Origin of the sequence: Parafrankia sp. FMc2 (assembly GCF_041008525.1) — a bacterium.
Classification (GTDB): domain Bacteria; phylum Actinomycetota; class Actinomycetes; order Frankiales; family Frankiaceae; genus Parafrankia.
This window is the reverse complement of sequence record NZ_JBFLUG010000009.1, coordinates 1-25,048: the sequence shown is the minus strand read 5'-3', so window position 1 is coordinate 25,048 and position 25,048 is coordinate 1. Positions and strand designations below refer to the sequence as shown.

Sequence of the window (25,048 nt, the reverse complement as noted above, 5' to 3'; positions counted from 1 at the left end):
GCCGGCACGGAGGGAGCAGGCCAGGCGGGCGGCATCGAGGTAGTGTGACTTTCGGTCATCGGAATTTCGTGGGCGGGGGTCGAACAAATGGCCGGTGGGCGCAGATCTGGCCGGCCCGGGTCGACCTCCGGGAGTGATCCCGACCGCCGCCCGCGGGCACGCGGTGGTTTCCGGGAAAGCTGGGGCGCTCCGCTGCTGGCCGGGTCACTTCTCGCTGTCGTCAGTTGTGTCGCCTTGGCGACATTGGGCCTGATGGGTGGCGGTGGCGACGACGAAGCGGCCGCTGCGGGCCAGGGGCGGGCCCGGGCCGCCGCCGGCGGGCCGATCGCGCGCCCGTCCGCGCCGCAATCACCCGCACAAAGCGAGCAGACTGTGGCTGGAAACGGCCCTCGTCGACCGACCGGAAATCCAGTACGTATTGCGTTCGGTGGCGACGTGCATTTCGAGGGTTCGGCGGGTCAGCGGCTGGCGTCCGATCCCGGTACCGCGATCGGGCCGATGGCACAGAACCTCACCGCTGCCGATCTCGCTGTTGTCAATCTGGAGACAGCGGTGACGACCGGTGGCACACCGGCCGCCAAGACCTTTGTCTTCCGGGCACCCCCCACGGCGTTCAACGCCCTGCGCGCGGCCGGGATCGACGTGGTCAACATGGCCAACAACCACGGCATGGACTACGGCCTCGACGGCCTCACGGACTCACTGAGCAGCGCCGAGGCGGCGACCTTCCCCACCGTCGGCATCGGCGCTGACGACACGGAGGCATACGCCCCGTACGTGACCAGCGTCAACGGTCAGCGCATCGCGGTCTTCGGCGCGACCCAGGTCCTCGACGACGAACTCGCCGCGACCTGGACGTCGGGCCCGGGCAAACCGGGCCTGGCCTCGGCGAAGGACGTCGAGCGGCTGGCCTCGGCCATCCGTGCGGTCCGGCCGACCGTCGACACGGTGATCGTCTACCTGCACTGGGGCATCGAGCGGGAGACCTGCCCGAGCGAGACGCAGGCCAGCCTGGTGGCACCGCTCGTCGCAGCCGGCGCCGACGCCCTCGTCGGCGGGCACGCCCATGTCCTTCAGGGCGCGGGCTGGAACACCGACGGCGTGTACGTCGCCTACGGGCTGGGGAACTTCGTCTTCTACGCCTCGGGCTCCGGGCCCAACACCGAGACCGGGGTCCTGGAGCTGACGTTCCAGGGCCGGGCTGTGACCGCGGCCAACTGGGTGCCCGGCCGCATCGTCGACGGCGCGCCGCGCCCGCTGACCGGTGCCGCCGCCACCGAGGCGCTGAACCGCTGGAACGGCCTGCGCGGCTGCACCGGCCTCGCCGCCACCGCGCCCGGCTGAGCTCCGCCACGGTTCACTGACACCCGCCTGGCGCCCCGTCGGTGCCGGGCGGGCACCAGGGTGCGCGCGGGTGTGGTCTGACGGCCCCACCCATTCAGGTAATTGTCCGGGCGCGGTCGGGCCAGGTGCATCTGTTGTGTTGTACCTTGGCCCGCAGGAAGCCAGAAACATCCGCCGGTGCGTGCTGTCCGCAACTTCTTCCCGCGGTGCCCCGGCAATCCCTTTCGTCCTGCTGCCCGTCCGTTCTGTTTGCTGTGCCCTGCCGAGGTCCGGCGCCGGTCCTAATCGAGAAGAACTTCGCTGAAAGCATCGGACGCCGGCCGCCGGATCCGGGACAAGCATCCCCCTGTCGATCCGGGAGTGTCGTGTCGCGAACCGCGCCGAAAAGGCATCGCCACCGTGGGCCGGCGGCCCGGCCCCGCCGCCGAAGAATTCTCGCCTTCCTCGTGCTCGTCACCGGGAGCGGTTTTCTCGCCCTGAGCGGGCCCAGCCCGGCCTGGGCCGCCGACACCACCCAGTACGCCGCCGACCCGAGCCGAGGCAACGGCGTCGCCGTCCCGTTCGAGGGCCTCGTCGACCGGGACGGCAATCCGGTGTCAATCTCCGGAGCCGTCGGCGTCGACCTGGTCCTCGGCTCGACGCAGGAGCCCTACCTGCCCTGCCAGAACTTCAACCAGGCAACGGGCGTCGGCGACACCTACCTCAACGCCTGCCAGGAGCGCGGTAGCTACGCGACCTACACGCGTTTCGCGGCCGGGCGCAGCCTGCTGTTCCCACACGGCTACTTCATGGGCGACAGCCAGCCCGACCTCGTCCGCGGGGGGACCCTCAACACGGGCTGGGGCAGCCGTACCGCGGGTCTTTCCTTTGAGTTCTACCCGCAGGTCGACCGAGACAAGGAGTTCGTCCACTCCCGTTTCTACATCGACGCCTTCGGTCATCGCGCAAACGGCTGGACGTACTCCGCCTGGGTTGGCCGCATCACCCTCGCAACGCTGAACGATCCGGGTACGGCGCGTATCGGCGGGCGTATCACGGACGGTGGGAACACGCCCGCCCGGGACCGGGTCAAGTTCCTCATCTTCGGTGGTGACGCGCGATCCTCGAGCAACTATCCGATCTCGTCGTTCGCGGTGTTCACCAGCACCGGTGAACCAACCTGGGACAGCGGCGCGATGTACGCGGGTCCGCAACGCATCGCGGTGACCGACACCGCCAACGGCCGGCAGTGCGTCATCGACCTCAAGGGAATCAGCGGACGCGACAACGTTCTGGACCTCGACCTTTCCCGGCCCGATTTCGGGCGGGCCGGGAGCGTCTGCCGCTGAGCCGGGTGAGCTCGCCCGGCACCTGACGGCCGGAGCCGCCGGAGGCCCACCGGCCGCTCCGGCCGCACGTTCCCGCGCCGCCGGCGGCTACGCGCCGCCGGCGGCGCACGTCGCGCACGTGCCGTAGATCTCGACCGTGTGGACGACGTCGGTGAAGCCCTCCGCGTTCGCCACGGCTGACGTCCAGGCCTCGATCTCGGGCCCGGCGATCTCCACGGTGTGGCCGCAGCGTCGGCACACCAGGTGGTGATGATGCGTTCCGGTCGTGCAGCGGCGGTACACCGTCTCCCCGTCGTCACGCCGCAGGACGTCGACCTCTCCGCGGTCGGCAAGCATCTGCAGGTGCCGGTAGACCGTGGTCAGGCCGACCGACTGGCCCTCCTGGCGCAGGCGGGCGTGCAGATCCTGGGCGCTGGTGAAGGCATTGGTCGCCGCCAGCGCGGACGACACCGCATCCCCCTGCCGAGTGTTGCGGACGGTGGTGCCGCGGCCGGGCGCCGTGCGCCTGCCTGGCCCGCGCGGGGGGGTACCCGCATCGTTCAGGGGCCGGTCCGGGCCCGCCAGCAGGCCATCCGTGTTGTCCGTGTCGTCCGTGGCGCCCGCCTGGTCGCCTTCCACCTTCGCCACGGCATCCACTCTCTCATCTCCCTCGCCCGGTTGGAGTGTGCGCGAACTGCTCACTTGGGACCACACGTGTGGTGTTGACAACGGTTTTCATTTCATGCGACCGTGCGTGACGTAGCCGGCGCCACATGTCGTCGTTTCCCGCGCATCAGCAGGAGGATCCCGATGTCCCTGACAGTCACGCCCGAGCTCGTCACGGCCGCCAACGCAGGCCGGATGACGGATGAGGAGTTCGTCGCCTGCATCCGTACCTCGCTGCCATACGCCTACCACCTGGTCGAGGGGCTGGTAGCGGAGCTGTCCCCGGGGAGCGCGGGCGACCTGGCGGGCGCGGGTCTCCCGGTGGGCGCACGGCACGCGCCAGGCGTCGCGTTCGCCGACAACCAGGTCCCCCCGCCGGACGAGGCGGCCCGCGGCCAGCTCCTCCGGGCGATGGCCAGCACCTCCATCCGCACCGCCCTGGAGCGGCACTTCGGGGTGGCACTGGCATTCCAGAACTGCCACCGGGTTGCCGTCTTCCCACCGGCCGCGGTCGGCAGCGAGCAGTACCGGGCCTTCGTGTCGTCGCGGGCACAGGTTCTCAACCAGCAGCCGGAGTTCCTGGACTGCTAGAAACGCCTGTGCTCCACGGTCGGCCCCGTCGGGGAGCGCCTGGCAGCCGTCCTGACCGGTGCCCGGGCGGGCCTCGGAGCGGGCGGGTCCTCGTCTCCCTCGCCCGTGCCGCCCGCCGCCGTCCGGGTCCGGCCCATCCAGGTGACCTGTCCGCACCCGGGTTGGGCTGCGCGCGGGACGCGTGAGGGCCCATGACATACCGTCCCGTACCCTTTGCGTTCAGTCCTGGTGACGAGCGGTGCGGAGGTGGCGGGTGGCGGGGCGTCAGGCCTGGTCGCGGGCGGGGTTCTGGCGGGTCGCCGAGCCGCCCCTGTCCCCGGCGGTGACCGGGGTGGCGGCCCTCGGCGCGGCCGTCCTGGTGGTCGGGTGCGTGCTGACCAGCGGATCGGACCCGGGCGGCAGCGCGGCCGCGTCAGTCCCGGCAGCCGACGCGGCCACCGTCGAGCTGACCACCTGGTACACCTCCACCCAGGGGGTGCGGTCGAGTATCGCCACGAATATCCAGGCCGTCCGGGCCGCTCTTGATGCCCAGGACGGGTCGTCGCTGCAGCCCCAGTGCGTTCAGCTGGGGGGCGGGACTCAAGGCGCCGCCCGGCTGCAGCCTGGTCCGGACGCGCAGGCCCAGCAGATGCTTGCCGGCGGTGTCGAGCGCTATGCGGCAGCGGCCGCCACCTGCCTCCAGCTTTTCGACGGAACCCCGATCCCGGTATCCGAACTGCAGACGCGGGTCCGGACGGCGCTGGCGGACGGCGACAGCCAGTGGCAGGCTCTGGCCACCCGCGCGGGGCTGCCGATGGCTGTCCCCCTGCGCTCCGGTGAGCCCTCCACCACCGACGTCGCTCCCGGCACCGCCCCGGGCGCGGTATCAGACGCGGCCTCGGATCCCGCGCAGGACGACGAGCAGGGACAGGACTCGGGCGGAAGCTCCTGACACCTACCGGGGGGTGACAGGTGCCGCGGGGCGGACCACCACACCACGTCGGGCCACCGCCCGGGTCGGGCCGCGTCCGCACGTCAGTGCGTCAGCCAAAGCATCGGGTGAGGACGCGCAGCGTTCCGGTGAGCTCGAAGTCGTGCGTCTCGGCGGGGCACCAGCCGGCCGCCCGTGCCTCGTCCAGCGCACGGGCGGTGCCCCGGCGGTCGTACGCGAGGACGAACAGCAGCACCCGGCCGCCCGGCCCCGGCGCCCGCAGGTCGAGGGCCTGCCCGACCCCCCCATCGCCGATCGCGGTCAGGAAGACCGTGGCGGAGACCGGGATCCGCGGCCGCCGCGCTCCTGCCGCCCCCCGGGCGGCGGCTGACCGGGCACCGGAGGACACGGCGCCGTCCTGGCTGAGCCGCGTCCCGTAGAGCCAGCCCGCGCGGGCCAGGCGACCGCCCACCAGTACGAGGTCGCCCGGCTGGTACAGGTCTCGGGCGGTCGCGGTGGCATCCACCATCAGGTCGATCGGGCGGCGGTTGGTGCGTTCCTCCCACAACGGCCGGAGCCCGGTCGCCGCTGCCACCGGCACAACGGCCGTGAGCAGGAGAACGGGGACGAGAACGAGGACCACCGGGTCGGCCACGCCCCGCGCCCGCACCCACACCGGCCCAGGGCGCCGTGGGTCCGGCTCCTCGGCCCCGCGCCCGGCGCCCTGAGACCGGGCGCCGCGGGCAGGAACCGAGCGGGCGAGTGCGGTGCGGGCGAGTGCGGTGCGGGCGAGAACAGTACGGGCGAGAACAGTACGAGCGAGCGTGGAGGCGCCGACCGCCACCACGACGGTGAGCAACGGAACGAGGAAGGTGTTCGGTCGGACGGCCCCGAACGGCCAGTAACGCCAGGCACTCGCGGTGAGGATCATGAGCTCGGCGCCGGCGGTCGCGACGAGAAGTATCCGCCCGTCCCGGCGCCGCCCGAGCGTGACCGCCCCGGCGACGAAGCTGATCGTGACCGCGACGCCGAGGGCGACGACCAGGGCCTCGGACGAGTCGGTCAGCGGGTGGACGAGGTTCGGGTCGTAGCGGTCGATGCCCGGCGGGGCGCCCGCCGCCGTCGCCGCGAGTTGGTCGAGCAGGAACCGCACGGCATCCAGCGGCCCCTGCCCGGCGAGGAAGTGGTCATCCCAGAAGGTGCTGGCCCGCTGGCTCGACTGGTGCGTCACGAACAGCAGCGCGTGCACGCCGGCGACGACGACGGCCGGCGCCGCGCAGGCCGCCGCCCGACCAGCCTCCCTGAGCGCCCGGCGTCCGGGTTGCCGGCGGTGCGCCCACAGCGGCCGGGCCGCGTCGTGGACGAACAGCGGGACGATCAGGAACAGCGCTGGCAGTGAGAAGACCGCGAGGAGCCCGGCGGCGATCCGGCGCGCGACCAGCCCTCGGGTGGACGGCGGCTCGCTCATCCACACGATCACCACGGCGACCGCGCAGGTGGCGTCCAGGGTGTAGGGCTTGACCTGGGAAGCCAGGTCGACGACGGTGCCGGCCAGCGTGACGGTGAGGACAGCGCCGGCTGCCGCCCCCCGCCCGGTCAGTCGCCTGGCCAGCAGCCAGGTGGCGGCAGCGAGGGCGAGAAGCGGCACGGCGGACGGCAGCCGCAGCGACCAGGCATGCCATCCGAACACCTCGCCGCACAGCCGGAGCAGCGCGATCGACCCGAGGGCGGACGGCGTGTTGGCGACTGAGAGCTCCGACCAGAAGGTCGCCACCGGCTCCCCGGCGAAGTGCGGCCGCCACAGCTCGTCGTACCAGAGCGGTTGCCGGAAACACTGCCAGAAGACCGCCTGGACGGCGACGGCCAGCGCCGCGGCGCCGAGCGCCGCCGCCATGGTGCCGGAAGGGCGGCGGCCGGGCGGCCAGGGCCGGCCGGGGCGCCCGGTGCCCGCCGTTGTTTCACGTGTGCCCAAAGGCCCGGCCGCTGCGTCTACTCCGGCTGCCTCCGTGGCTTCGCCGGCATCTGCCGGCGCGACCAGAGCGCGCGATTCGTCCACCAACTGTCCACAGGTTCTATCCACAGGGCGTGGTCCTTGTGGACACCGCCGCGATCGTCCGCCACCGGACAACTCCGGCCCAAGGCGCTCAGATGCGAGCGTAGGCGCCGAGGAAACGCCCGATGCGACCGATGGCGTCCGTCAGATCGTCGACGCACGGAAGTGTCACGATCCGCACGTGATCCGGGTTCGGCCAGTTGAAGCCGGTGCCCTGGACCAGGAGGATCTTCTCTTTCCGTAGCAGATCGAGGACGAAGCGTTCATCATTGTCGATCGGGTACAGAGCTGGGTCGATGCGGGGAAACGCGTACAACGCACCGCGCGGAGGCACGCAGGAGACCCCGGGGATGTCGTTGAGGAGCTTCACCACCGTGTCGCGCTGCTCGCGCAGCCGCCCGCCGGGCAGCACGAGATCGCCGGCGCCGCCGCCCTCGGCGAGTGCGGCCTGCAGCGCGAACTGGCCGGGCACGTTCGCACACAGCCGCATGTTCGCCAGGATGTTCAGACCCTCGATGTAGCTGGAGGCATGCTGGCGGGGGCCGGACAGCACCATCCACCCGGAGCGGAAGCCGGCCAGCCGGTACGCCTTGGACAGGCCGTTGAAGGTCACGCAGAACAGGTCCGGAGCGAGGGCGGCGGTGGAATGGTGCTCCACGTCGTCGTACAGGATCCGGTCGTAGATCTCGTCCGAGAACAGCATCAGGTTGTGTCGGCGGGCGATCTCGATCAGATCCTCGAGCACGGGGCGGTCGTACACCGCCCCGGTGGGGTTGTTCGGGTTGATGATCACGATGGCGCGGGTGCGGGGCGTGATCTTGCTGGTGAGGTCGTCGAGATCCGGGTTCCACCCGGCGGACTCGTCGCACCGGTAGTGGACGGGGCGCCCGCCGGACAGGCAGACCACCGCCGTCCACAGCGGGTAGTCGGGCGCCGGGAGCAGCACCTCGTCGCCGTTGTTCAGCAGCGCCTGCAACGACATGGTGATCAGCTCGGACACGCCGTTGCCGAGGTACACGTCGTCGGGGCCGATGGCGGCCAGGCCCTTGCCGGCCGAGTAGCGCACGACGGCCTCGCGTGCCGGGAGCAGGCCCTTGGAGTCGCTGTAGCCCTGTGCCGACGCCAGGTTGTCGACGACGGACGCGAGGACCGACGGCGGCGCGGAGAAACCGAACGGGGCGGGGTTGCCGATGTTCAGCTTCAGGATGCGCTGGCCTGCGGCCTCCAGCCGGGTCGCTTCGTCGAGGATGGGACCCCGGACGTCGTAGCAGACGTCAGCGAGCTTGTCGGACTGGGCGAACTCCATGGCACCAGGGTAGATGCGCTGTCGAACGTTTTTGGTCCGGCGGTGTGCCACGCGCGTGGGCTCACCCCTGGTGGGTGACGGCCACCGCCGGGACGGAGCGGGCCCGCCCACCGCCGGGCGCGCCGCGCCGGGACCGCCCGACGAGCGGGGCCAGGACGAGGGAGCTGACCAGTGCCGTGGCGACGGTCAGCACGATCGCGCCACCGGCGGCGACGTCCCACTGCTCGCTGACGGCGAGGCCGCCGACGCCACAGGTGATCGCCACCGCGACCGAGACCGCCGTCATCGTGGGAATGCGCGAGCACCACACGCGGGCGGTGGCCGCGGGCCCGACGATCAGGGCCACCGCCATGATCGTGCCGACCGCGGGCAGCGAGGTCACCACGGCCGCCTCGACGAGCAGCAACAGCACGAGGCCGAGCCGTCTGGAGGGGTAGCCGGCGGCGGTCAGCGCGGTCGGGTCGAAGGCGGCGAGCAGGAGCTCCTTGCGCAGTGCGACGAGCACGGCGAGCACGACGAGGGCCGTGACGGCGCTGACCACGAGATCGGTCGGCTGCACGGTCAGGATCGAGCCGACGAGGAAGGCGCTGAGGTCGCGGTTGGACCCGTCCTGAGCCGACATGAGGGCCACGCCGAGGGCGAAGCCGCCGGAGAGCACGACACCGGTGACGGTGCTGACGTCCCGGCCGCCCCCGGAACCTCCGCGCCCGGCTCCCGCACCGCCCACGCCGCCGGAGTTCCCGGCCGCCCCCGACACTCCGCTGATCGTGGTGACGGCGGCGACGACCAGGACGCCGAACAGCCCGGCCCCCAGCACCAGGTTCACCCCGAGCAGCGAGGCGACCACCACGCCGGGGAAGGTGGCATGGGTCATCGCCATGGTGAGGAAACTGAGCCGGCGCAGCACGACATGCACACCGACGGCGCCACAGAGCGCTCCGATGATCACGATCTCCACCAGCGCCCGCCGGGTGTAGCTGTCACCCAGCGAGTCCAGCAGCGCCATCAGACGGCCTCCCGCGACAGTTCCCGAGGCCCGCCGACGGCCCGTGGACGCCCGGGGCCTTCGGCACCCCCGGAGCCGGCCCGAGTGCGTCTCCGCGCCGCCCGGGACCGCGCCGCCCAGGACCGCAGCGCGCTGCCGGCGAGCACGAGACCGTAGATCGAGACCAGCACGAGGACGACCGCGGCCCCGGCGGCCAGCCGCACGTCATGGTGCACGGACGCGTCGTAGCTGATGACCAGCCCGAGCCAGCCGCTGAGTGGCCCGAGCAGGACCGCGACGACCAGCACGCTCGTCAGCCGGCCGGTGAGCAGGCGGGCCGCCGCCGCGGGGATCACCACCAGGGCGATGACCAGCACCGTCCCGACCGCACGGACCGCGGCCACGACGACCATCGCGATCACCAGGTTGAGCACGAGATCGAGCAGCCACACCGGGTAGCCGGCCGCGTGCGCCCCCTGCGGGTCGAACGCCCGCAGCAGCAGTTCCTTGCGGGCGAGCAGCAGCACCGTGCCGGCGACGGCGGCCGTCACCGCGGTCACGGTGATGTCGGTGGTGTTGACGGTGAGCAGACGACCGAACAGGAAGCCGGTCAGGTCGGCGGTGTAGGACTCCCGCCGTGACACGAGGACGACGCCGACCGCGAAGCAGCCGGTGAGCAGCATCGCCATGGCCGCGTCCTCGCTGATCCGCCGGGTCGAGGCCAGCGCCGTGAAACCGGCCGCGGCGAGGCCCGCCACCAGCAGCGCTCCGGGGACGATCCCGTCAGTTCCGCCGATCATGAAGCCGACCACGACTCCCGGAAAGACGGCGTGGGTCAGCGCGTCGGTGAGGAAGGCCAGCCGGCGCAGCATCACCAGGACACCGACCGCGGCACTGAGCGCACCGAGGATCACGATCTCGATCAGCGCCCGGGTCATGAACGGATGCTCGAACGGCGTGATGAGCAGGTCGGTCACGGTCGGGTCAGGATGACGCTCTGCCCGCCGATCTCCACTGCGGCACCCCCGTAGGCGGCCCGCAGTGGCTCAGGCGCGAGGGCATGGGCGGCCGGGCCGAAGGCGATCTGGCGGCCGTTGAGCACGCACACCTGGTCGCTGATGACCTGGGCCAGTGCCAGGTCGTGGGTGGAGACGACGGTCGCCGTGCCGCTCTCGGCGACGGTGGCGAGCGCGGCGAGCAGCGCGTCCTGGGAGACGACGTCCACGCCGTTGAAGGGCTCGTCCAACAGCAGCAGCCGGGGCTCGGCCGCGATCGCGCGGGCGAGCAGGACGCGCTGGCGCTGCCCGCCGGAGAGGGTGCCGAAGCGGTCCCGGGCGCGTTCGGCCAGGCCGACCGCTTCCAGCGCGGCCAGTGCCGTGGCCCGGTCGGCCCGCCCCGGGCGACGGCACCAACCGATGCGGCGGTAGCGGCCCATGAGGACGATCTGGCCGACCGAGATCGGGAAGTCCCGGTCGAGGGTGTCGGCCTGAGGGACGTAGGCGACATCGCGGCGGGCCGCGGCGGGTGCCCGGTCGAGCACCGTGATCGAGCCGACCGCCACCGGGACCAGGCCGAGGACGGCCTTGATCAGGGTCGACTTGCCGGCTCCGTTCGGCCCGATGAGGGCCAGGGTGCCACCGGCGGGCAACACGCCGTGGACCCCACGGAGCACCGTGGCGCGGCCGTAGGCGATGGCTGCGTTGTCGAACGAGACCGCGATGCCGGGCGAGGCCTCCTCGTCAGCGGCATATCCGGACGGCGCGGGAGCTACCTCGGCCGCGGGGGCCGCGGCGGCCTGGTCAGGGAGCGCGATGGCTGGCGCCGGCGACCCGCCTGCGGCGCCCGGCGCGGTCAGGCAGGAGGCCGGCGTGGGGGCGGTCACGGTCGACACCGGTTCATAGCTCTTCTCCTCACCGGAGGGCGCCGACGATGGTGTCCGTGTTGTGGCGCTCCGCCGTGAGGTAGGTGGCGCCGGCCGACCCGGCCGGCCCGAGGGTGTCGGCGTAGAGCGCCTCCTCGCCGGCCACCACGCGTACGCCCGCCTCACTGCCGATGGTCTGCGCGGTTCGTGGCGGAAGAGACGACTCGGAGAACACCGCCACCGTGCCGGACGACCGGATCTTCTCGACGATGTCGTCGATGGCACGCCCCGACAGCTCGGCCGCGGTGTCGAAGCTGGGGATGATCGAGCCGACGAACTCGAGGTCGTACCGCTCCACGTAGTAGCCGAACGAGTCGTGGTTGGTGACGAGCTTGCGGCGGTCGCTCGGAATCGTGTTGATCTGCTGCTCGGTGTAGCGGTCGAGCTCGTCCAGCTCGGCGGAGTAGCTCTCGAGGTTGGCCTGGTACTCGGCCGCGCTCTCCGGATCGACCGTGGCGAGCCCGATCTGGATGTTGGTAGCCATGATCTTGGCGTTGCGCGGGTCGTGCCAGATGTGCGGGTCGCCCTCCTCGTCGCCGTGCTCGTCGGACTCGTCGTGCTCCGCGCCGCCGTCCTCGCGGTGCCGGATCGTCACCCTGTCGGCCATGACGATCTCGGTGCCGTCGAAGCCGCTGGCCGAGATCGCGTCGTCCAGCCAGCTCTCCAGCCCGACGCCGTTCTCGATCAGCAGATCCGCCTCCGCGAGTGCCTCCAGGTCGGCGGGAGAGGGCTCGTAGTCGTGCGGGTCGACCCCCGGCCGGAGGATCTGGGTGACCTGGACACCGTCACCCCCCACGGCACGGGCGAAATCCGCGGCGTAGGTCGTCGTCGCGACGACCCGTGGGGCGGCGCCGTCACCGCCGGCCCCCTCGCCCGCATCCGAGCCACCGCAGCCGGCCAGGACCGCGGCGAGTGCCGCGACCGTGACCACCAGGACCGGGCGTGCCCCGGGAGTGGGCATGCGGTGACGTCGAGGCAGGCCGGGGCGAGGCGGGCCGGATCGGGGCAGGACGGGAAGCGTGGAAAAATGAAAACGGTTGTCGATGCGGATGTCAAACGCCGGTGTGCTGCCGTCATCCCGCGGGGAAGCTGACCTCCACCCGGCGGTTGAGCGCGCGCCCGGCTGGGTCGTCCGACCCGTCGGCCCGGGTGTTCGGCACCACCGGGTCGGCGCCGCCGCGGCCCGTCGCCGAGACTCGCGTCCCGTCCGGGACGGCGGGGCGGAGCAGGCCCGCCACGGCGTCGGCGCGGCGCTGGGAGAGGATCACGTTGTAGGCCGGGGTGCCGAGGCCGTCCGTATGCCCCAGGACAGTGACCGTCCCGGCTGCGGGCGGCACCTGCCCGGCGAGTCGGGCGATCTCCGCCCGGGCGGCGTCGGTCAGGTCGTCGGAGTCGAAGTCGAACAGGACGTCCGCGCTGATCGTGACGGTCAGCCCGCCCCCGCGGCGTTCCTCCGTGCGCAGTGGCCGCACGGCGTCGCTCAGGTCGATGGGCTGCGTCGATCCGGCGGTGTCCAGTCCGCGCACCGATCCGGCGATCTGCGAGTCGGGAACGGATCCGGGAGCTCCCGGAGCTCCCGGCGCTTCGGGTGCTCCCGGCGCCCCGGAGGGGAAGCCAGGCGCGGGCGCGACCGCTGCCGCCGCCGGCGGCGTGGCACGGGCCGGAACGGGGGCCGCGCCGAGCGCGGGCGGATCCCCGACGCCGAGGAGCATGTACCCGAGGACGCAGCCGGCGGCGACCACGAGAGCCGGAAGGGCCACGCGGCGAGCACCGGACCGGGGTACGCGGCTGCCGTCAGCGGATGATCGGCGCATCGTCGACGATCAGCCGGTCGTTGAGGTAGACGTCCACGGAGGTCACGTCCGGGGGCGGTGCGGCGAACATGTAGGAGGCGGACACGGCGACGTTGTTGCGGGTCCGGAGGGTTCCGGCGGCGGCGCCGAGGGCTGCCCCACCGGAATCCTGCACCACGCTGTAGCGGAGCAGGTTCGTGGTGTCGACGAGGGTGACCGCCGCGTCGCGCCGACCGGCCATCTCGTAGAGCGAGATCTCCGCGCCGGGATCGCGGGCGTAGCGGGGCGTGAAGAGCAGATCGAGCTGGACGAGCCGGCCGTCTGCCCGCAGGTCCACGAAACCCACGTCGACATCGCCACCGGCGCCCTGGATCCGCGTGGTGCGGCTGGCGCTCGGCATGCTCGGGCCCGGGGCGGTGGCGGGGCCGCCAGACGCTGCCGTGGCCGGACTGCTGCCGGCCGCGGTGCCTCCCGAGGAGGAGGAGGGTGCCGGCGGCTCGCTGTCGCCCGAGCCGGAGCAGCCGACCGCGACAAGGCCGGCAAGCAGCAGAGCGCCCAGCGCGGCGAAGGCCCTCCGCGCCGGAACGGCGCACCAGGACGATCGCCCGGACGGCCGGGACGGCCGGGACGGCCGGGACAGGCGGGGCGACGGGCGGGGCATGTGACCTCCGGACGGGAGGGTCAGGGGCGTCCGCTGCCGATTATGTTCCTCATCCTGCTGGTCTGGGGGCCGGTCTGGACACCGCACACGCCCAGCCCGTCACCCGGGGATCGAACGGCGAGAGCGCCGGCCGGGCCTCACCACACCCGGTACCGGGGCGTGCCGGCCCACGGGCGCTCCCGCAGGCCACCTCGCCGGGCCTGCAGGCCACCTCGCCGGGCCTGCCGCCCGGCGGGTCCGCCGGGCGGCGCCCCGGGTCGGCACTGCTCCGGCCGGTTGCGCGGGTCGTGCCGGTGGAGTGGTCGATGTCGCCGTGGCAGGTGAGGCAGGGGATGGTGTGGCCTGCGCTGGTGGTCCGGTCGATGTCGAACATGTCCGCTCCCGCGGTCACGCCGCCCGCGCGGTCCGGGCCGGCTAGTCGGTTCGGTGCTCGGCGTCGTCGAGCAGGAGCCGCAGCTCGCGGCCGAGGCAGCGCGGCTCGATGAGCGGCGACCGGAACGCGACCCGTACCTCGCGGGCGCCCTCGATGTCGATTCGCCACATGTCCAGGCCTCGCCGGTCCAGCGATGTCACGGTCGCGCCGATCACCGCGTCCCGGCTGATCCCGGCGGGTGCGCCGGTCACGGTGGCGCCGCCGACCATCCCGCTGGCGGCGCCGGCGGGTTCGGTCAGGGCGACACCGTGCGTGGACAGCAGCCGCATCTGTGCGGCGTGCTCGTCGTTGAGGTGCCTGATCAGATCTGGAGCATAGGCGGCGACCAGGTCGGGCTCGGCGAAGGCGTACGAGTGGAGGTCGACGCGGCGCGCGGGGCCGAGGGCCGACCACCGCCCGTCGAGGCGGCTGTTGTTCGCGCGGCGCAGGCCCCGCGCCGACCGCCCGACCCGCGCCGCCCGGGACGCGGCGGTCACCGCGCCGCTGCCGCCGGGGCGGGACCGGGCCCCGCGCCCGCCGCTGGCGGACCGCCCACCGCCCGTGCCGCGGGCGACCCCCTCGGGCAGGCAGATCAGGACGTCGTCCACCGACATGGTCAGGATGCGCAGGTCATCGAGGTCCCCTGTCGTCACCGAGATGCTGCGACCCAGGTCGGCAAGGCGCTCGACAAGGTTCTCGGTGGTGTCGGGGGTCAGCCGCAGCACGCCGGCCAGGACAAGTCGCTCGCCGTTGTGGCCGCAGATGTCGACCCGGGCACGGCGGCCGGAGCCGGCGCAGTCCACGGGTGGACTGTCCGCCCCGACGATCAGCAACGGCTCGCCGCCGTCGTCGATGAGTCCGGCCCAGCCACGCACGTTCGCGCAGGGCAGGGTGAGCAGCGCGCGCCGGCCGCCGGCGAGGATCGTCCTCGCCTGTTCGGCCAGCACCGGCATCTCGACGTCCGAGACTGGACTCGTCACCGGGCCTCCTCCATTTTCAGGTAAGGCTTACTTAAGTCCGTGGTTCGGAGAAGGTCAAGTGTTTCGCCCGGTTCTGGTTCTCCGTCTCAGATCAACATCGGACGGAAATCTCAATGTCCGCGCAACGCGCGGCTGGAAGGGCACCGCGATCGGGTCCGCGAGCGGAGGATTCTAGGCTGTCGTGGTCGGGCAGTCTCCCGCCCCCGAGAAGGAGGTGCCGGTGATCTTCAAGTTGGTTGGTGACGGTCGCCCGTACCCCGACCATGGCCTGGGCCAGCGCGACTGGGCGGCGATCCCGCCGCGCCAGGTGCGGCTGGACCAGCTCGTCACGACGAAGCGGGTACTCGCCCTGGACGTTCTGCTGGATGAGGACTCGACCTTCTACGGCGACCTGTTCCCCCACGTGGTCGAGTGGGACGGGACGCTGTACCTGGAGGACGGCCTGCACCGTGCCGTCCGGGCGGCCCTGGCGCAGCGCACATCCATCCATGCCCGGGTGCACGTGCACGCCGCCGCGAGGCATCCGGACAAGCTCAGCCGCCGCTGATCCGGGCGGTGACGGCGGACACGCGGCGGGGGCGCCGGCCCGTGGGGGTCAGTCGTCGGTGATCTCGTAGGTCACGTAGGTGTCGGAGCCGACCTTGGCGAAGATGTACCGGGGACAGGACGACCCGGGCCGGTACGCGGCGATCGGCCGGAGCACCGGTGAGCGCATGACCTGATCGAGCCGGCCGCCGGCCAGCTTGCGAGCCTCACCGCCGGTCAGGTCGGGTGTCTCGGCGCGCTCGTACCACCCGCCGCAGTAGTGGATGTCCTGCGGGCGGGACGTCCAGGCCGGGGTGTGGAAGACCCAGAGCAGGTAGGCCGTGCGCATGATCAGGACCAGCAGGGCGATGATGATCAGAGCACGGACAAGGTTCCCGGCCCGACTCGAGGCGAGAACAGGGCTCACAACTCCGGGAGCCTAGGACAGGCACCCCCGTTCTGGGGCAAGACGTGCCTTGCGCCCGTGCGTGTCGTGTCGGCGCCGTGTGGTCCCCGACGCCGTCAGCAGTCTCTCGACGGCGCTCCGTCACCCCCACCGAGGTGACGGTCCGCGGGCGGGGCCACGGCACCGGAATGGCCGTCCGCGCCGCCCTCCGCGGACACCTCGGACACCTCGGACACCTCGGATGCCGCGGACTCCGCATCGCACGCCGCCCCGCACCCCGCTGCGCTCGGCGCGTGGGGAGACGGCGGGACGTCCAGGGCGGGGTTGCCGTCGAAGAACCCGTCGGGGCGCAGCTCGAAGCCGATCCGGCTGACGGGCATGACCGGCCAGTCCTCCGGGCGGACCACGTGGTGTGCGCCGAAGCTGTACCAGACCACGATGTCGGTGTCGGTGACCGGCCGGTCCGCGGCGGCGTACTGGGGGAGACCCTCGTTGCCGGCGCTCTGGTTCGGGTAGCGGCCGGCGGCGAAGCGCTCGCGCTCGTCGAACGCCGTCACCCAGAGGTTGCGGGACGCGAAGCGCCCGCGGGCTGCCTGGTGGGATGTCGGGTCCGCCAGCGGTGGCGTGGTGTGCCCCGGGACAAGCCGGTAGCTCACCGGCCGGCCGAGCGGGCCCGCGACCCGCGGGTTGGTGATCCGCCAGAAACGTGCGACGGACGGGTCGACCCGGCGCTGGGCGTCAGCCTCCGACAGCAGGGGCGTCTCCCGGGTGCGCCAGGCGACGCCGGTTGGGTTGTCCGGACCGACCTGGTCCGGCACCGAGTCGACCTCGACCACCGAGTTGGGGCCGCCGTCGAGCTCCATGTCCAGGCGGACGTTGAAGAAGTGCTGGTGATGGGGGCCGTACAGACCGGGCGCGACGAGCACGCCGTGCTCGGGTGAGGTACCCGGCCGGACCGCGCCGACGGAGATCACGCCGGTCAGCTTCACCTCGAACTCCAGCGAGCCGTCCAGGTGGAGGTACCAGAAGAAGCCGTACTCGTAGTTGCCGACGGTGCTGATCATCGAGATCACGAGCCGGCGCCTCCGCCGTACCTCGACGTGGCCCGTCCGGGCATCGGTGTGCTTCCAGGCGATGCCGGTGTCCTCCTCGTGGATGCACACCGCGTTCGGGATCGTCACCGGCTCGCCCGCGGAGTCGTTCACGACCGCGTCCAGGTAGGAGATCTCACCGAGGCAGTCGCAGCCGAGCCGCAGCGAGTTCGCGAGCACGCCGACGCCGTACTCGCCCATGTCGAAGACGTTCTTGAACCGGTGGGTCGGCGCCGGGTCGCCGTAGGGGACGAACATCTCCGACACCGAGGCGCGCTGGACGATCAGCCGGCGCCGCCCCCGGTCGGTGTAGGCGATCTGGTGCAGCACCAGGCCCTCGCGGGGGGTGAACCCGACCAGCAGGTCCCACTTCTGCCAGCGCAGGACATGCCCGTCCAGAGTGAAGGACGGCCCCTGCGGCTGGCGGATCTCGATCGGGCGCAGATCCGCCCGCAGCCGGTCGAAGGCGGGCACGTTGTGCGGGTCGGTGGTCATCAGCTGCGGCACGTAGTTGCCGGGACGGGGCGGCAGCGGCACCATCTCGCCGGGCGGCCGGCCGTGGTCGACCACCTCCACCACGGCCATCGCGTCCAGGTCGACGACGACCAGCAGCCCCTCCACCGGGCGGGCGTAACCGTTCTCCCCGGGTGCCGCGCGCACGAAGGTGAGCGGGCGCGCGATCCGGCGTGCGGTGGGGTCGTCGGCGCTCCCGGTGTAGCCCGCAGACCAGAGGTCGATCGTGGCGAGGGAGAGGTTCGTGACGCCGCGGCGCGCCAACGCGGCCTGCCAGTCGGGGTCGGCCCGGACAGCGTTCTCGCAGGCCAGGTACTCCTCCCAGAGCATCGACGGCTGCACCCCGGGAACGGCGCGCAGCTCCACGAGCGTGCCCGCCGTCAACGAGACGACGGCCTCGTACGTCCGGCGTGCCCCGCGCTCGTAGAGGACACAGAAGGACTGCCGGTCCGGCGGGGCCAGCGCGTCGGTGCTGTCGCGCGCGGACTCACGGGCCACCAGCGCGGCTTTTGGTGGCTCGTGCAGCTCAACGGAAACGAAACGAAACCCGGGCCCCAGGTCTCCGCCCGCACGCAGGATCGCGGCCGTCCGGCTGATCTCGGCTGCCGAGAGGGGTTCGAGCGGATGCACCGGCGCCGCCGGGGCGGTCTCCGGGACCGGTGACGTGCTGAGCACCATGGCCACCTCCACCATTCAGGGTCTGGCCTGTCCCGCAGGGAACGGGAGCACCTCAAAAGTAGAGGCCTCCGGCGACACAACCGTGCCCGTCCGCGCCGTGTGCAGGTCCGGTGCACAGGTCCAGGGCGGCTCCAGGACAGGACCGACAGGACCAGGACGGGTCCTGGGCCTAGGACTCGCGGAGGTAGGCCAGGACCGCGAGGACCCGCCGGTGGTCGTTGCCGGAGGACTCCAGCCCGAGCTTGGTGAAGACGTTCGAGATGTGTTTCTCCACGGCGCCGCCGCTCACCACGAGTGCCCCCGCGATCGCCGCGTTCGACCGGCCCTCGGCCATCAGGCCCAGCACCTCGCGCTCGCGTGGCGTGAGGGCGGCCATCGGATCGTTGCGGCGGCTGCTGACCAGCAGCTGGGCGACCACCTCGGGATCCATCACCGTCCCGCCGGAGGCGACCCGCCGGACCGCCTCGACGAACTCACGAACGTCGGCGACGCGGTCCTTGAGCAGGTAGCCCACCGCCCCGACACCGTCGGCGAGCAGCTCGCTGGCGTACTGCTTCTCCACGTACTGGCTCAGGACGAGGACCGGTGACCCGGGCACCCTGCCCCGCGCGGTGATCGCCGCGCGCAGCCCCTCGTCACGGTGCGACGGCGGCATCCGGACGTCGACCACCGAGACGTCCGGCCGGTGCTCGACGATCGCGTCGACCAGGCCGGGACCGTCACCGACCGTGGCCACCACCTCGCAGCCGGACTCGGTCAGCAGTCGGCGCAGGCCCTCACGCAGCAGTACGGAGTCCTCCGCGATCACGACCCGCACAGTAGGTCCTCCTCGTGCCCGACCGGTGGGGTGAGCGGCGTGCCCGGGCGCAGCGTCGCACCGGTGAGCACGGTGACATAGATCCCGCAGTCCGTGTGCCCGTAGTTGCTGGACAGTTCCTTGAGCATGCGGATGTCCCGGGCGCCCGTGCCGGGGTTGACCGTGGTCGCCGCGCAGCGCGGGGTGCGTGCCAGCACCCGGACGCGGGACGCGCCGAGGCCGAGCTCCAGACCGGTCCAGCCGAGCTCCGCCCACGGACGGATCCCGTCCACGTAGACGTTCGCCCGGAACCGCAGCGGGTCGACGGGCTGGCCGATCCGGTCGGCGAGATCGCGCACGGAGGCGAGGTTGATCACCGAGACGGCGTGCATGAACGTGTCGCCGGCACCGCCCGCGTCGGTGAACCGGTGCGGGGGGCGGGCCGCGACGAGCCGCGGCCGGCCGCCGAGCCCGGGCCCCAGCAGCTTCTGGACGAACTCCTCGAACGCCTGGCGCCCCTGGGCGCTGGCCAGGTCGGCCCGTTCCACCGCCACCCCGGTCGCCCCGCCGGTCTCGGTCGCCCCGCCGGTCTCCCCGGCCAGGCCGTAGGCGAGCACCCCGGTCGCGGGGTCGTAGGACGTGCGGACCCGCGCGATCGCCTCATCCTTCTGGAGCATCACGAAGCGGGTCTTGGGGAGAAACTCCGGCGCGTCCTCGGAATAGGCGGTGTCCGGCCGGGCGAGAGCGAACATCCGGTCGCCGGGCACGCCGTCGCCCGCCGAGAGCGTCACCTCGCCGACCCCCTCCGGGCTGAAACCCTTCAGCGGATACCGGTAGAGCTCGACGACGCGGCCGCCGCGGCCACCGTCGGGACGGACGCCGTGGCTGGTCACGGGCACCTGCTTTCTCAGAGCCTCCGGGGCCGGCCGGCCCGGCCGAATATGCCCCGCCATGTTCCGTGTGGCCGTACGCTCAGATCGTCATGGTCAGTGCACGGGTCACCCGCCGTGCCGTGGTGCGGCGGGCCTGCCGTGGAACCGCGGCCGTCTTCGCCGTGCTCCTCGGGGGCGTGTGCTGGCTGGTGACGCTGGCCGGCCCGGCCTCGGCGCACACGGTCGGTGGGGTCGGCCCGACCAACTACCGCACCACCGTCACCACGGAGCCTGGCGTGCCGGGCGTGGAGCTGAGCGTCGTCGAGAACGGCAGTCGGGTACGTCTGGTCGTCACGGCGGGCGTCCCGGTCGTCGTCGAGGGTTATGAGAACGAACCCTACCTACGTCTCGACGGCCACGGCGTGTGGGAGAACCGGCGCTCATCCGCGACCTATCTGAACGCGAGCCGGGAGGGCGACGACGCCGGGCCGGCCGGCGTCGTCGACGCGGCCGCCGAGCCGGAGTGGGTGCAGGTCTCGGGCGTGGCGGGCGGCCGGGTGACGGCGTTCTGGCACGACCACCGGGTCCACTGGATGGGCTCGGTCGACCCGCCGGCCGTCCGTGCCGACCCGGGCAGTCGGCACCTGGTACAGGACTGGACCCTGCCGCTGACGGTGGACGGCCGGGACGTCCGGTACGGCGGCCGGCTGGAGTGGGTTCCCGGGCCGTCGCCGTTGCCCTGGGTCGGGCTCTCGCTGGCCGTCCTGGTCGGCACGGTCGCGCTGGGCTTCGTCCGGCGGGCCGGCTGGCCGCTCGCGCTGGCGCTCGCCGGCCTGGTCGCGGTGGACGTCGCGCACTCCGCCCTGATCGCCCTGGCGAACGCCGACGGTCGGCTCGACGCCTTCTTCTGGGGCAACGCCGTCCAGATCGTGGTGTGGCTGTGCGGTCTGGCCGGGGCGGTGCTCATCGCCCGCCGCTCGGAGATCGGCCGCTACCTGGCGGTGAGCGTGGGGCTGCTGCTCGCGGTGCTCGGCGGTGTCCCGGACCTGGGAGTGTTCGTCCGCTCGGGGGCGCCGATAGTCGGCCCGATCATGTTGGCCCGCGTCCTGACCGCGGTGACGCTGGGGGCCGGCCTGGGGCTCGGCACCGCCGTGTGGCTGGCGCTGCGCCGGCAGGCGCGAGTGTCCGAGGTGTCCGTCCCATGACAGTCGATGTGGTTGCCGCCTCCCGACCCGTGGGTTCATGGCAGGCTTACCCCTCGTGAGGGGCGTACGTGACACGGGCCGCTTCGCACGGGCGGCCGTGTTCGGTGTGGCCTCGGTGTGTCTCGCGATCGCTGCGCACGTCGCCACCGCCGGTATCGGCCCGTCCCCCGCCCTGGTGCTGATCTCGACCGCGCTGCTCGTCCGGATGGCATTCGGCCTCGCCGGCCGGGAGCGTCCCCTGGCCGCGTTCGCCCGGGAGGTCGTCGCCGCCCAGGTGCTGCTGCACACGGTGTTCGTGCTGGCGGCGCACCACGGGCCGGCCACCCACCCGGTCGGCCGGGTGCCGCACGACGTCACCGGTGCGAGCGCGGGTGCGAGTGCGGGTGCGAGTGCGAGTGCGCACCTGCTCACCACGCTTGTCCCCGGCCCCGCGATGGCGGGCGGCCACGCCCTCGCCGCGCTGTGCGTGGCGGTCGCGCTGCACCGCAGCGAACGGCGGCTGTGGGCCACGGCCGCGTTGCGCGAGGCTGTGGACCGCCGCGTCAGGGCAGTGGCAGTTCTGCTCACGGGCATGACCGAGTGGCTGCGGGCCGCCGGCCGGCTGGCGGTGGCCACCGGCACCGGCGCTTGGCCGGCGGCCGGCGGCGGTGCAGCCCTGGCGGCGTCCCTGGGGCGGGCTGGCCGCGGCCAGCCCGGTGCCCATGGCGGTCCTGGCGGCCGCTGGACTGTGCATCTCCTCCTGCTGGGAAGCGACGCCGACTGGCGCGGCCCGCCCGGACGGCGACCGGGGTCGAGTCTCCACCCGGTCTGCTGATCAGGCCGGGTGGTGGGGACGTCCACGTGCACACGTGTCGTGCGCGGACGTCGGTGAACAGCGTGGGTCCACCCGTGACCGGAACAGCTCTGGAACATGCGGGTGGCCCTGCCGCGGCGAGCGGCGCCTGACGGCTGCCGCCCGTCCGCCCGCTGCCGCCTGCGCGGAATGTCCCCTCCGGCCAGGCCGGGAACGACGACCCCGGTGCTCGGGTCACCAGTCCGATCGCCAGCCAGGAAGGCCCGACGAGCCTTCAAGGAGGTCACCCATGCCCCGCACCATCCGTGCAGCCCGCCTCCGTCGCGGTGCGCTGTGCACGCTTGTCGCCGCGGCGGGCACCGTGGCGCTTGCGCTGCCCGCGTCCGCGCACGTCACCGTGTCGCCCTCGGAGGCCACCGCGGGTGGCTACTCCACCCTGACGTTCAAGGTGCCGACCGAGAGTGACACGGCGTCGACCACCGGAGTCGACGTCCAGTTCCCTGCGGAGGCCCCGATCGCCTCGGTCACCGTCCAGCCCAAGCCCGGCTGGACGTACACGGTGACCAAGGGGACGCCGTCCAAACCGTTGACCTCCCACGGCACTCAGATCAACGAGATCATTACGAAGATCACCTGGACCGCGCAGGACGGCGGGGGCATCCGGCCCGGCGAGTTCGACACGTTCAACGTCTCGGCCGGCCCGCTGCCCGAGGGCGTCGACCAAGTCGTCTTCAAGGCACTGCAGACCTACTCCGACGGAGAGGTCGTCCGGTGGATCGACGTGGCCGCTCCCGGCGGCGCCGAGCCGGAGCATCCCGCCCCGGCGATCACGCTGACGGCCGGGAAAGGCTCCGGGCACGGTGCCGGTGGTGCCGACGCCGACGAGGCGTCCACATCCGCGGGGGCGGAGGAGGGCACGAGCCAGTCGGCGACGGCCGGGTCCGAGTCGGACGGCACGGCCCGTGCGCTCGGGATCACCGGCCTGGTCCTGGGTCTGCTCGGGCTGGGTGCCGGTGCCTTCGCGCTGATCAGCACCCGCCGCCGCGCCTGACCTGCCCGGGGGTGCCCTCCGCCTCGGCGCGGGGCACCCCATCCCCTGAACGGACGCATCATGACCGGACTCCGCAGGACCGCCCACGACACCGGGGCCATTCGTGATCGTGGTGCACCGTGGCGCGTCGGTGGCGTCCGGCGGGTGCTGGCGGTGCTCGGGCTGGCCGTCGCGGCATTGCTGGTGACGGCCCTCCCGGCCTCCGCGCACGCCACGCTGACCGGCAGCAACCCGGTCGGCGGGGCGGCTCTCGACGCCGCGCCGGACCGGGTGACGCTGTCGTTCAGCGAATCCGTCTCGATCAAGTCGGACGCGATCCGCGTTCTCGATGCCTCCGGCACCCGGGTCGACGAGGGCGACACCCGGGGCGGCGGATCCGCCTCGGAGGTAACGGTCGCCCTGCGTGGCGGCCTCGGCCCGGGGACGTATGTCGTGAGCTGGCGGGTCGTCTCCGCGGACAGCCATCCGGTCGGCGGTGCCTTCGCCTTCGGGGTCGGCGGCCCGCCGGACGCCGGCGCGGCCGCGGCCGCCGCTTCCGGCGGCGGCGGGTCCCGCGCGGTCGGGGTGTCCCTGGGCGTGGCCCGTCTTGTGGCCTTCGCTGGAGCCGCGCTGCTGGTCGGTGCGACCTTCTTCGTCGGCGTCCTCTGGCCGCCCGGGGCACGCCGCTCCGGCCCGGCCCGGCTGATCGCGGCCGGCTGGCTGCTCAGCCTCGCCGGCGCGCTCGGCATGCTGGTGTTCCAGGGGCCGTACAGCGCCGGTTCCGGGATGTCCGACGTCCTGAGCCCGGATCCGCTGGCTGTGACCCTCGACAGTCGGTACGGCCAGCTCCTGGCCATCCGCGTGCTCGCCCTGCTGCTGGCGGTGCCGCTGCTCCGCCGGCTGTCCGCGCCGGCGCCCGCGGGCGGGGACGCGCCCGCGGACGGAGCCGGCCGCCGCGGCCTGGTGGAGCTCGCCGGGCTCGGCCTCGTCCTCGTGACGACCATGGCGATGATCGGTCACGCCAGTGCGGGCGACCGGGTCTGGCTGGCCACGGCTGTCATGACCGTGCACACCGCCGCCATGGCGATCTGGCTGGGCGGGCTGTGCGTCCTGGGCCTGGCCCTGCTCGACGGGTCCGGCTGCGGCGCCCGGCGGACGGCGGAGGTTCCGTCCGGCGGTGTCGGGTCGGACGTCGACCTGCTAATCGATCCGCCTGTGGCGGCGGCCTGGTCCGGCGAGCTGGCCCAGGTGCTGCCACGCTGGTCCAGGACGGCCACGATCGCGGTCGCCCTGATCGTGCTGACCGGGACCCTCCAGACGTGGCGGGAGATCGGTGCCTTCGGAGCGCTGTTCGACACGACCTACGGACGCCTGCTGCTGTACAAGCTCTGGTTTGTCCTCGGCATGCTGGGCCTGGGTCTGCTGGCACGGCGGTGGGTCCGCCGGCACTTCCAGTCCGCCTCAGCCATGCCGGTCACCTCGCTGGCCGTCACCGGACTGCGTCGCGGGGTGGTCTTCGAGATCGTCGTCGGTGTCGCCGTGCTGGCAGTCACCTCGGTGCTGGTCAACACCATCCCCGGCCGGGACTCCTACGCCCCGCCCTTCTCCAGGACGGCGATCGCCGGGCCGATGACCGTCGACGTGGAGATCGCGCCAACCAGAACCGGGCTGCAGACCATTCACGTCTACACGTATGACCCGCAGGGGCGACCGCAGCGGCTCGTCGAGGCCAGCGGCGAGCTGACTCTTCCCTCGGCCGGCGTCGGGCCGTTGGAGGTCCCGCTGACGGAGGTCACGGATGGGCACGTAGTCGCCGAAGGGGTCGGCGTGCCATTGCCCGGCGAGTGGCAGCTGCGGTTCACCCTGCGTGTCAACGACTTCGACCAGTATGTGACGACCGTCTTCTACATGGTGCGCTGATCCGGCTGGGCGGTGCGCCGATCGGGGTCAGGCCGTGACGGCGGGGTCAGACCGCGACGGGCTGCGCCGTGGGCGGCCAGGGGAAGGGAAAGCGCGGGAAGTTGGGGAGAGGATTCGGCAGCGTGCTCTCCACCGGCGCCGGTGCGGGCGACTCCGGCGGAGCCGAGGTCGGAGGCTCCGGCGTCGGAGCCGTCGTCGGCGGTGCGGTCACCGGGGGAGGGGGAGCCTCGCCATCCGGCGGGGGGCTCACCGGGCCGTCGGTGGGAGTCGGCGCCGGGCCGGTCGACGGC

General features: G+C 72.7%; 24 protein-coding genes. 10 read left to right on the top strand and 14 right to left on the bottom strand.

Features of this window, described 5'->3' with window-relative positions:
- The first annotated feature begins 87 nt into the window (after positions 1 to 87).
- Together AB1460_RS05460 and AB1460_RS05455 are read left to right on the top strand one after the other, a co-directional pair.
- Positions 88 to 1,344, top strand: coding sequence for a CapA family protein (locus AB1460_RS05460; RefSeq protein ID WP_420497198.1), 1,257 nt, complete (start codon positions 88 to 90; stop codon positions 1,342 to 1,344).
- Positions 1,345 to 1,709: 365 nt separating this feature from the next.
- Positions 1,710 to 2,672: a hypothetical protein gene (locus tag AB1460_RS05455; RefSeq protein ID WP_368959499.1), complete on the top strand. Its 963-nt coding sequence runs from the start codon at positions 1,710 to 1,712 to the stop codon at positions 2,670 to 2,672.
- 87 nt (positions 2,673 to 2,759) lie between these two features.
- On the opposite strand, the gene AB1460_RS05450 is transcribed toward AB1460_RS05455, so the two are convergent.
- On the bottom strand, positions 2,760 to 3,308 hold the full coding sequence (locus tag AB1460_RS05450) for a Fur family transcriptional regulator (RefSeq protein WP_368959497.1): 549 nt from the start codon (positions 3,306 to 3,308) through the stop codon (positions 2,760 to 2,762).
- A gap of 153 nt (positions 3,309 to 3,461) precedes the next feature.
- Between AB1460_RS05450 and AB1460_RS05445 the strand changes: the two genes are divergently transcribed.
- The gene (locus tag AB1460_RS05445; protein ID WP_368959496.1) at positions 3,462 to 3,908 is read left to right on the top strand and encodes an SCO5389 family protein; all 447 of its coding nucleotides are present in this window, start codon (positions 3,462 to 3,464) and stop codon (positions 3,906 to 3,908) included.
- A 253-nt stretch (positions 3,909 to 4,161) separates the two neighbouring features.
- Positions 4,162 to 4,839: a hypothetical protein gene (locus AB1460_RS05440; RefSeq protein WP_368959495.1), complete on the top strand. Its 678-nt coding sequence runs from the start codon at positions 4,162 to 4,164 to the stop codon at positions 4,837 to 4,839.
- A 91-nt stretch (positions 4,840 to 4,930) separates the two neighbouring features.
- Here AB1460_RS05440 and AB1460_RS05435 read toward each other — a convergent pair whose 3' ends face one another.
- From AB1460_RS05435 to AB1460_RS05400, 8 genes are all read right to left on the bottom strand, one after another.
- The gene (locus tag AB1460_RS05435; RefSeq protein ID WP_420497197.1) at positions 4,931 to 6,790 is read right to left on the bottom strand and encodes a hypothetical protein; all 1,860 of its coding nucleotides are present in this window, start codon (positions 6,788 to 6,790) and stop codon (positions 4,931 to 4,933) included.
- A gap of 172 nt (positions 6,791 to 6,962) precedes the next feature.
- Positions 6,963 to 8,177 (bottom strand): pyridoxal phosphate-dependent aminotransferase, encoded by a 1,215-nt coding sequence (locus AB1460_RS05430; protein ID WP_368959494.1) that lies wholly within the window; start codon positions 8,175 to 8,177, stop codon positions 6,963 to 6,965.
- A gap of 61 nt (positions 8,178 to 8,238) precedes the next feature.
- Positions 8,239 to 9,183, bottom strand: coding sequence for a metal ABC transporter permease (locus AB1460_RS05425; protein ID WP_368959493.1), 945 nt, complete (start codon positions 9,181 to 9,183; stop codon positions 8,239 to 8,241).
- Entirely contained in the window at positions 9,183 to 10,139 is a 957-nt protein-coding gene (locus AB1460_RS05420) for a metal ABC transporter permease (RefSeq protein WP_368959492.1), read from the bottom strand. The genes AB1460_RS05425 and AB1460_RS05420 overlap by 1 nt, the downstream gene beginning before the upstream one ends.
- Positions 10,136 to 11,053, bottom strand: a complete 918-nt coding sequence (locus AB1460_RS05415) for a metal ABC transporter ATP-binding protein (RefSeq protein ID WP_368959491.1) — start codon at positions 11,051 to 11,053, stop codon at positions 10,136 to 10,138. Before AB1460_RS05415 ends, AB1460_RS05420 begins: the two co-directional genes overlap by 4 nt.
- A 19-nt stretch (positions 11,054 to 11,072) precedes the next feature.
- Complete coding sequence (locus AB1460_RS05410) at positions 11,073 to 12,044, bottom strand: metal ABC transporter substrate-binding protein (RefSeq protein ID WP_368959490.1); 972 nt, start codon at positions 12,042 to 12,044, stop codon at positions 11,073 to 11,075.
- Positions 12,045 to 12,156: 112 nt separating this feature from the next.
- A complete protein-coding gene (locus AB1460_RS05405; protein WP_368959489.1) occupies positions 12,157 to 12,843 on the bottom strand; it encodes an OmpA family protein in 687 nt (228 codons plus the stop codon).
- Between the two features lie 34 nt (positions 12,844 to 12,877).
- On the bottom strand, positions 12,878 to 13,222 hold the full coding sequence (locus tag AB1460_RS05400) for a hypothetical protein (RefSeq protein ID WP_368959488.1): 345 nt from the start codon (positions 13,220 to 13,222) through the stop codon (positions 12,878 to 12,880).
- A 31-nt stretch (positions 13,223 to 13,253) separates the two neighbouring features.
- On the opposite strand from AB1460_RS05400, the gene AB1460_RS05395 reads away from it, so the two are divergent.
- A complete protein-coding gene (locus AB1460_RS05395) occupies positions 13,254 to 13,541 on the top strand; it encodes a hypothetical protein (RefSeq protein ID WP_368959487.1) in 288 nt (95 codons plus the stop codon).
- Positions 13,542 to 13,951: 410 nt separating this feature from the next.
- Here the strand turns inward: AB1460_RS05395 and AB1460_RS05390 are convergent, their stop codons facing one another.
- On the bottom strand, positions 13,952 to 14,929 hold the full coding sequence (locus AB1460_RS05390; RefSeq protein ID WP_368959486.1) for a DUF2470 domain-containing protein: 978 nt from the start codon (positions 14,927 to 14,929) through the stop codon (positions 13,952 to 13,954).
- Positions 14,930 to 15,149: 220 nt separating this feature from the next.
- Here AB1460_RS05390 and AB1460_RS05385 point away from each other — a divergent pair, with 220 nt between their 5' ends.
- Positions 15,150 to 15,476, top strand: a complete 327-nt coding sequence (locus AB1460_RS05385; protein ID WP_368959485.1) for a type II toxin-antitoxin system VapB family antitoxin — start codon at positions 15,150 to 15,152, stop codon at positions 15,474 to 15,476.
- Positions 15,477 to 15,524: 48 nt separating this feature from the next.
- On the opposite strand, the gene AB1460_RS05380 is transcribed toward AB1460_RS05385, so the two are convergent.
- From AB1460_RS05380 to AB1460_RS05365, 4 genes are all read right to left on the bottom strand, one after another.
- The gene (locus tag AB1460_RS05380) at positions 15,525 to 15,881 is read right to left on the bottom strand and encodes a hypothetical protein (RefSeq protein ID WP_368959484.1); all 357 of its coding nucleotides are present in this window, start codon (positions 15,879 to 15,881) and stop codon (positions 15,525 to 15,527) included.
- A gap of 95 nt (positions 15,882 to 15,976) precedes the next feature.
- Positions 15,977 to 18,142 (bottom strand): primary-amine oxidase, encoded by a 2,166-nt coding sequence (locus AB1460_RS05375; RefSeq protein ID WP_368959483.1) that lies wholly within the window; start codon positions 18,140 to 18,142, stop codon positions 15,977 to 15,979.
- A gap of 169 nt (positions 18,143 to 18,311) precedes the next feature.
- Positions 18,312 to 18,959: a response regulator gene (locus tag AB1460_RS05370; RefSeq protein WP_071084115.1), complete on the bottom strand. Its 648-nt coding sequence runs from the start codon at positions 18,957 to 18,959 to the stop codon at positions 18,312 to 18,314.
- Entirely contained in the window at positions 18,947 to 19,831 is an 885-nt protein-coding gene (locus AB1460_RS05365; protein ID WP_368959482.1) for an MOSC domain-containing protein, read from the bottom strand. The genes AB1460_RS05370 and AB1460_RS05365 overlap by 13 nt, the downstream gene beginning before the upstream one ends.
- A gap of 89 nt (positions 19,832 to 19,920) precedes the next feature.
- Here AB1460_RS05365 and AB1460_RS05360 point away from each other — a divergent pair, with 89 nt between their 5' ends.
- The 4 genes from AB1460_RS05360 (at position 19,921) to AB1460_RS05345 (ending at position 24,758) form a co-directional block, all read left to right on the top strand.
- On the top strand, positions 19,921 to 21,015 hold the full coding sequence (locus tag AB1460_RS05360; RefSeq protein WP_368959480.1) for a hypothetical protein: 1,095 nt from the start codon (positions 19,921 to 19,923) through the stop codon (positions 21,013 to 21,015).
- A 55-nt stretch (positions 21,016 to 21,070) separates the two neighbouring features.
- Positions 21,071 to 21,829 (top strand): hypothetical protein, encoded by a 759-nt coding sequence (locus AB1460_RS05355; RefSeq protein ID WP_368959479.1) that lies wholly within the window; start codon positions 21,071 to 21,073, stop codon positions 21,827 to 21,829.
- A gap of 268 nt (positions 21,830 to 22,097) precedes the next feature.
- Positions 22,098 to 22,859: a YcnI family protein gene (locus AB1460_RS05350; protein ID WP_368959478.1), complete on the top strand. Its 762-nt coding sequence runs from the start codon at positions 22,098 to 22,100 to the stop codon at positions 22,857 to 22,859.
- 60 nt (positions 22,860 to 22,919) lie between these two features.
- Positions 22,920 to 24,758 carry a copper resistance protein CopC gene (locus AB1460_RS05345; protein ID WP_368959477.1) on the top strand — a complete coding sequence of 613 codons (1,839 nt, stop codon included), beginning with the start codon at positions 22,920 to 22,922 and terminating at the stop codon, positions 24,756 to 24,758.
- The last annotated feature ends 290 nt before the right edge of the window (positions 24,759 to 25,048 follow it).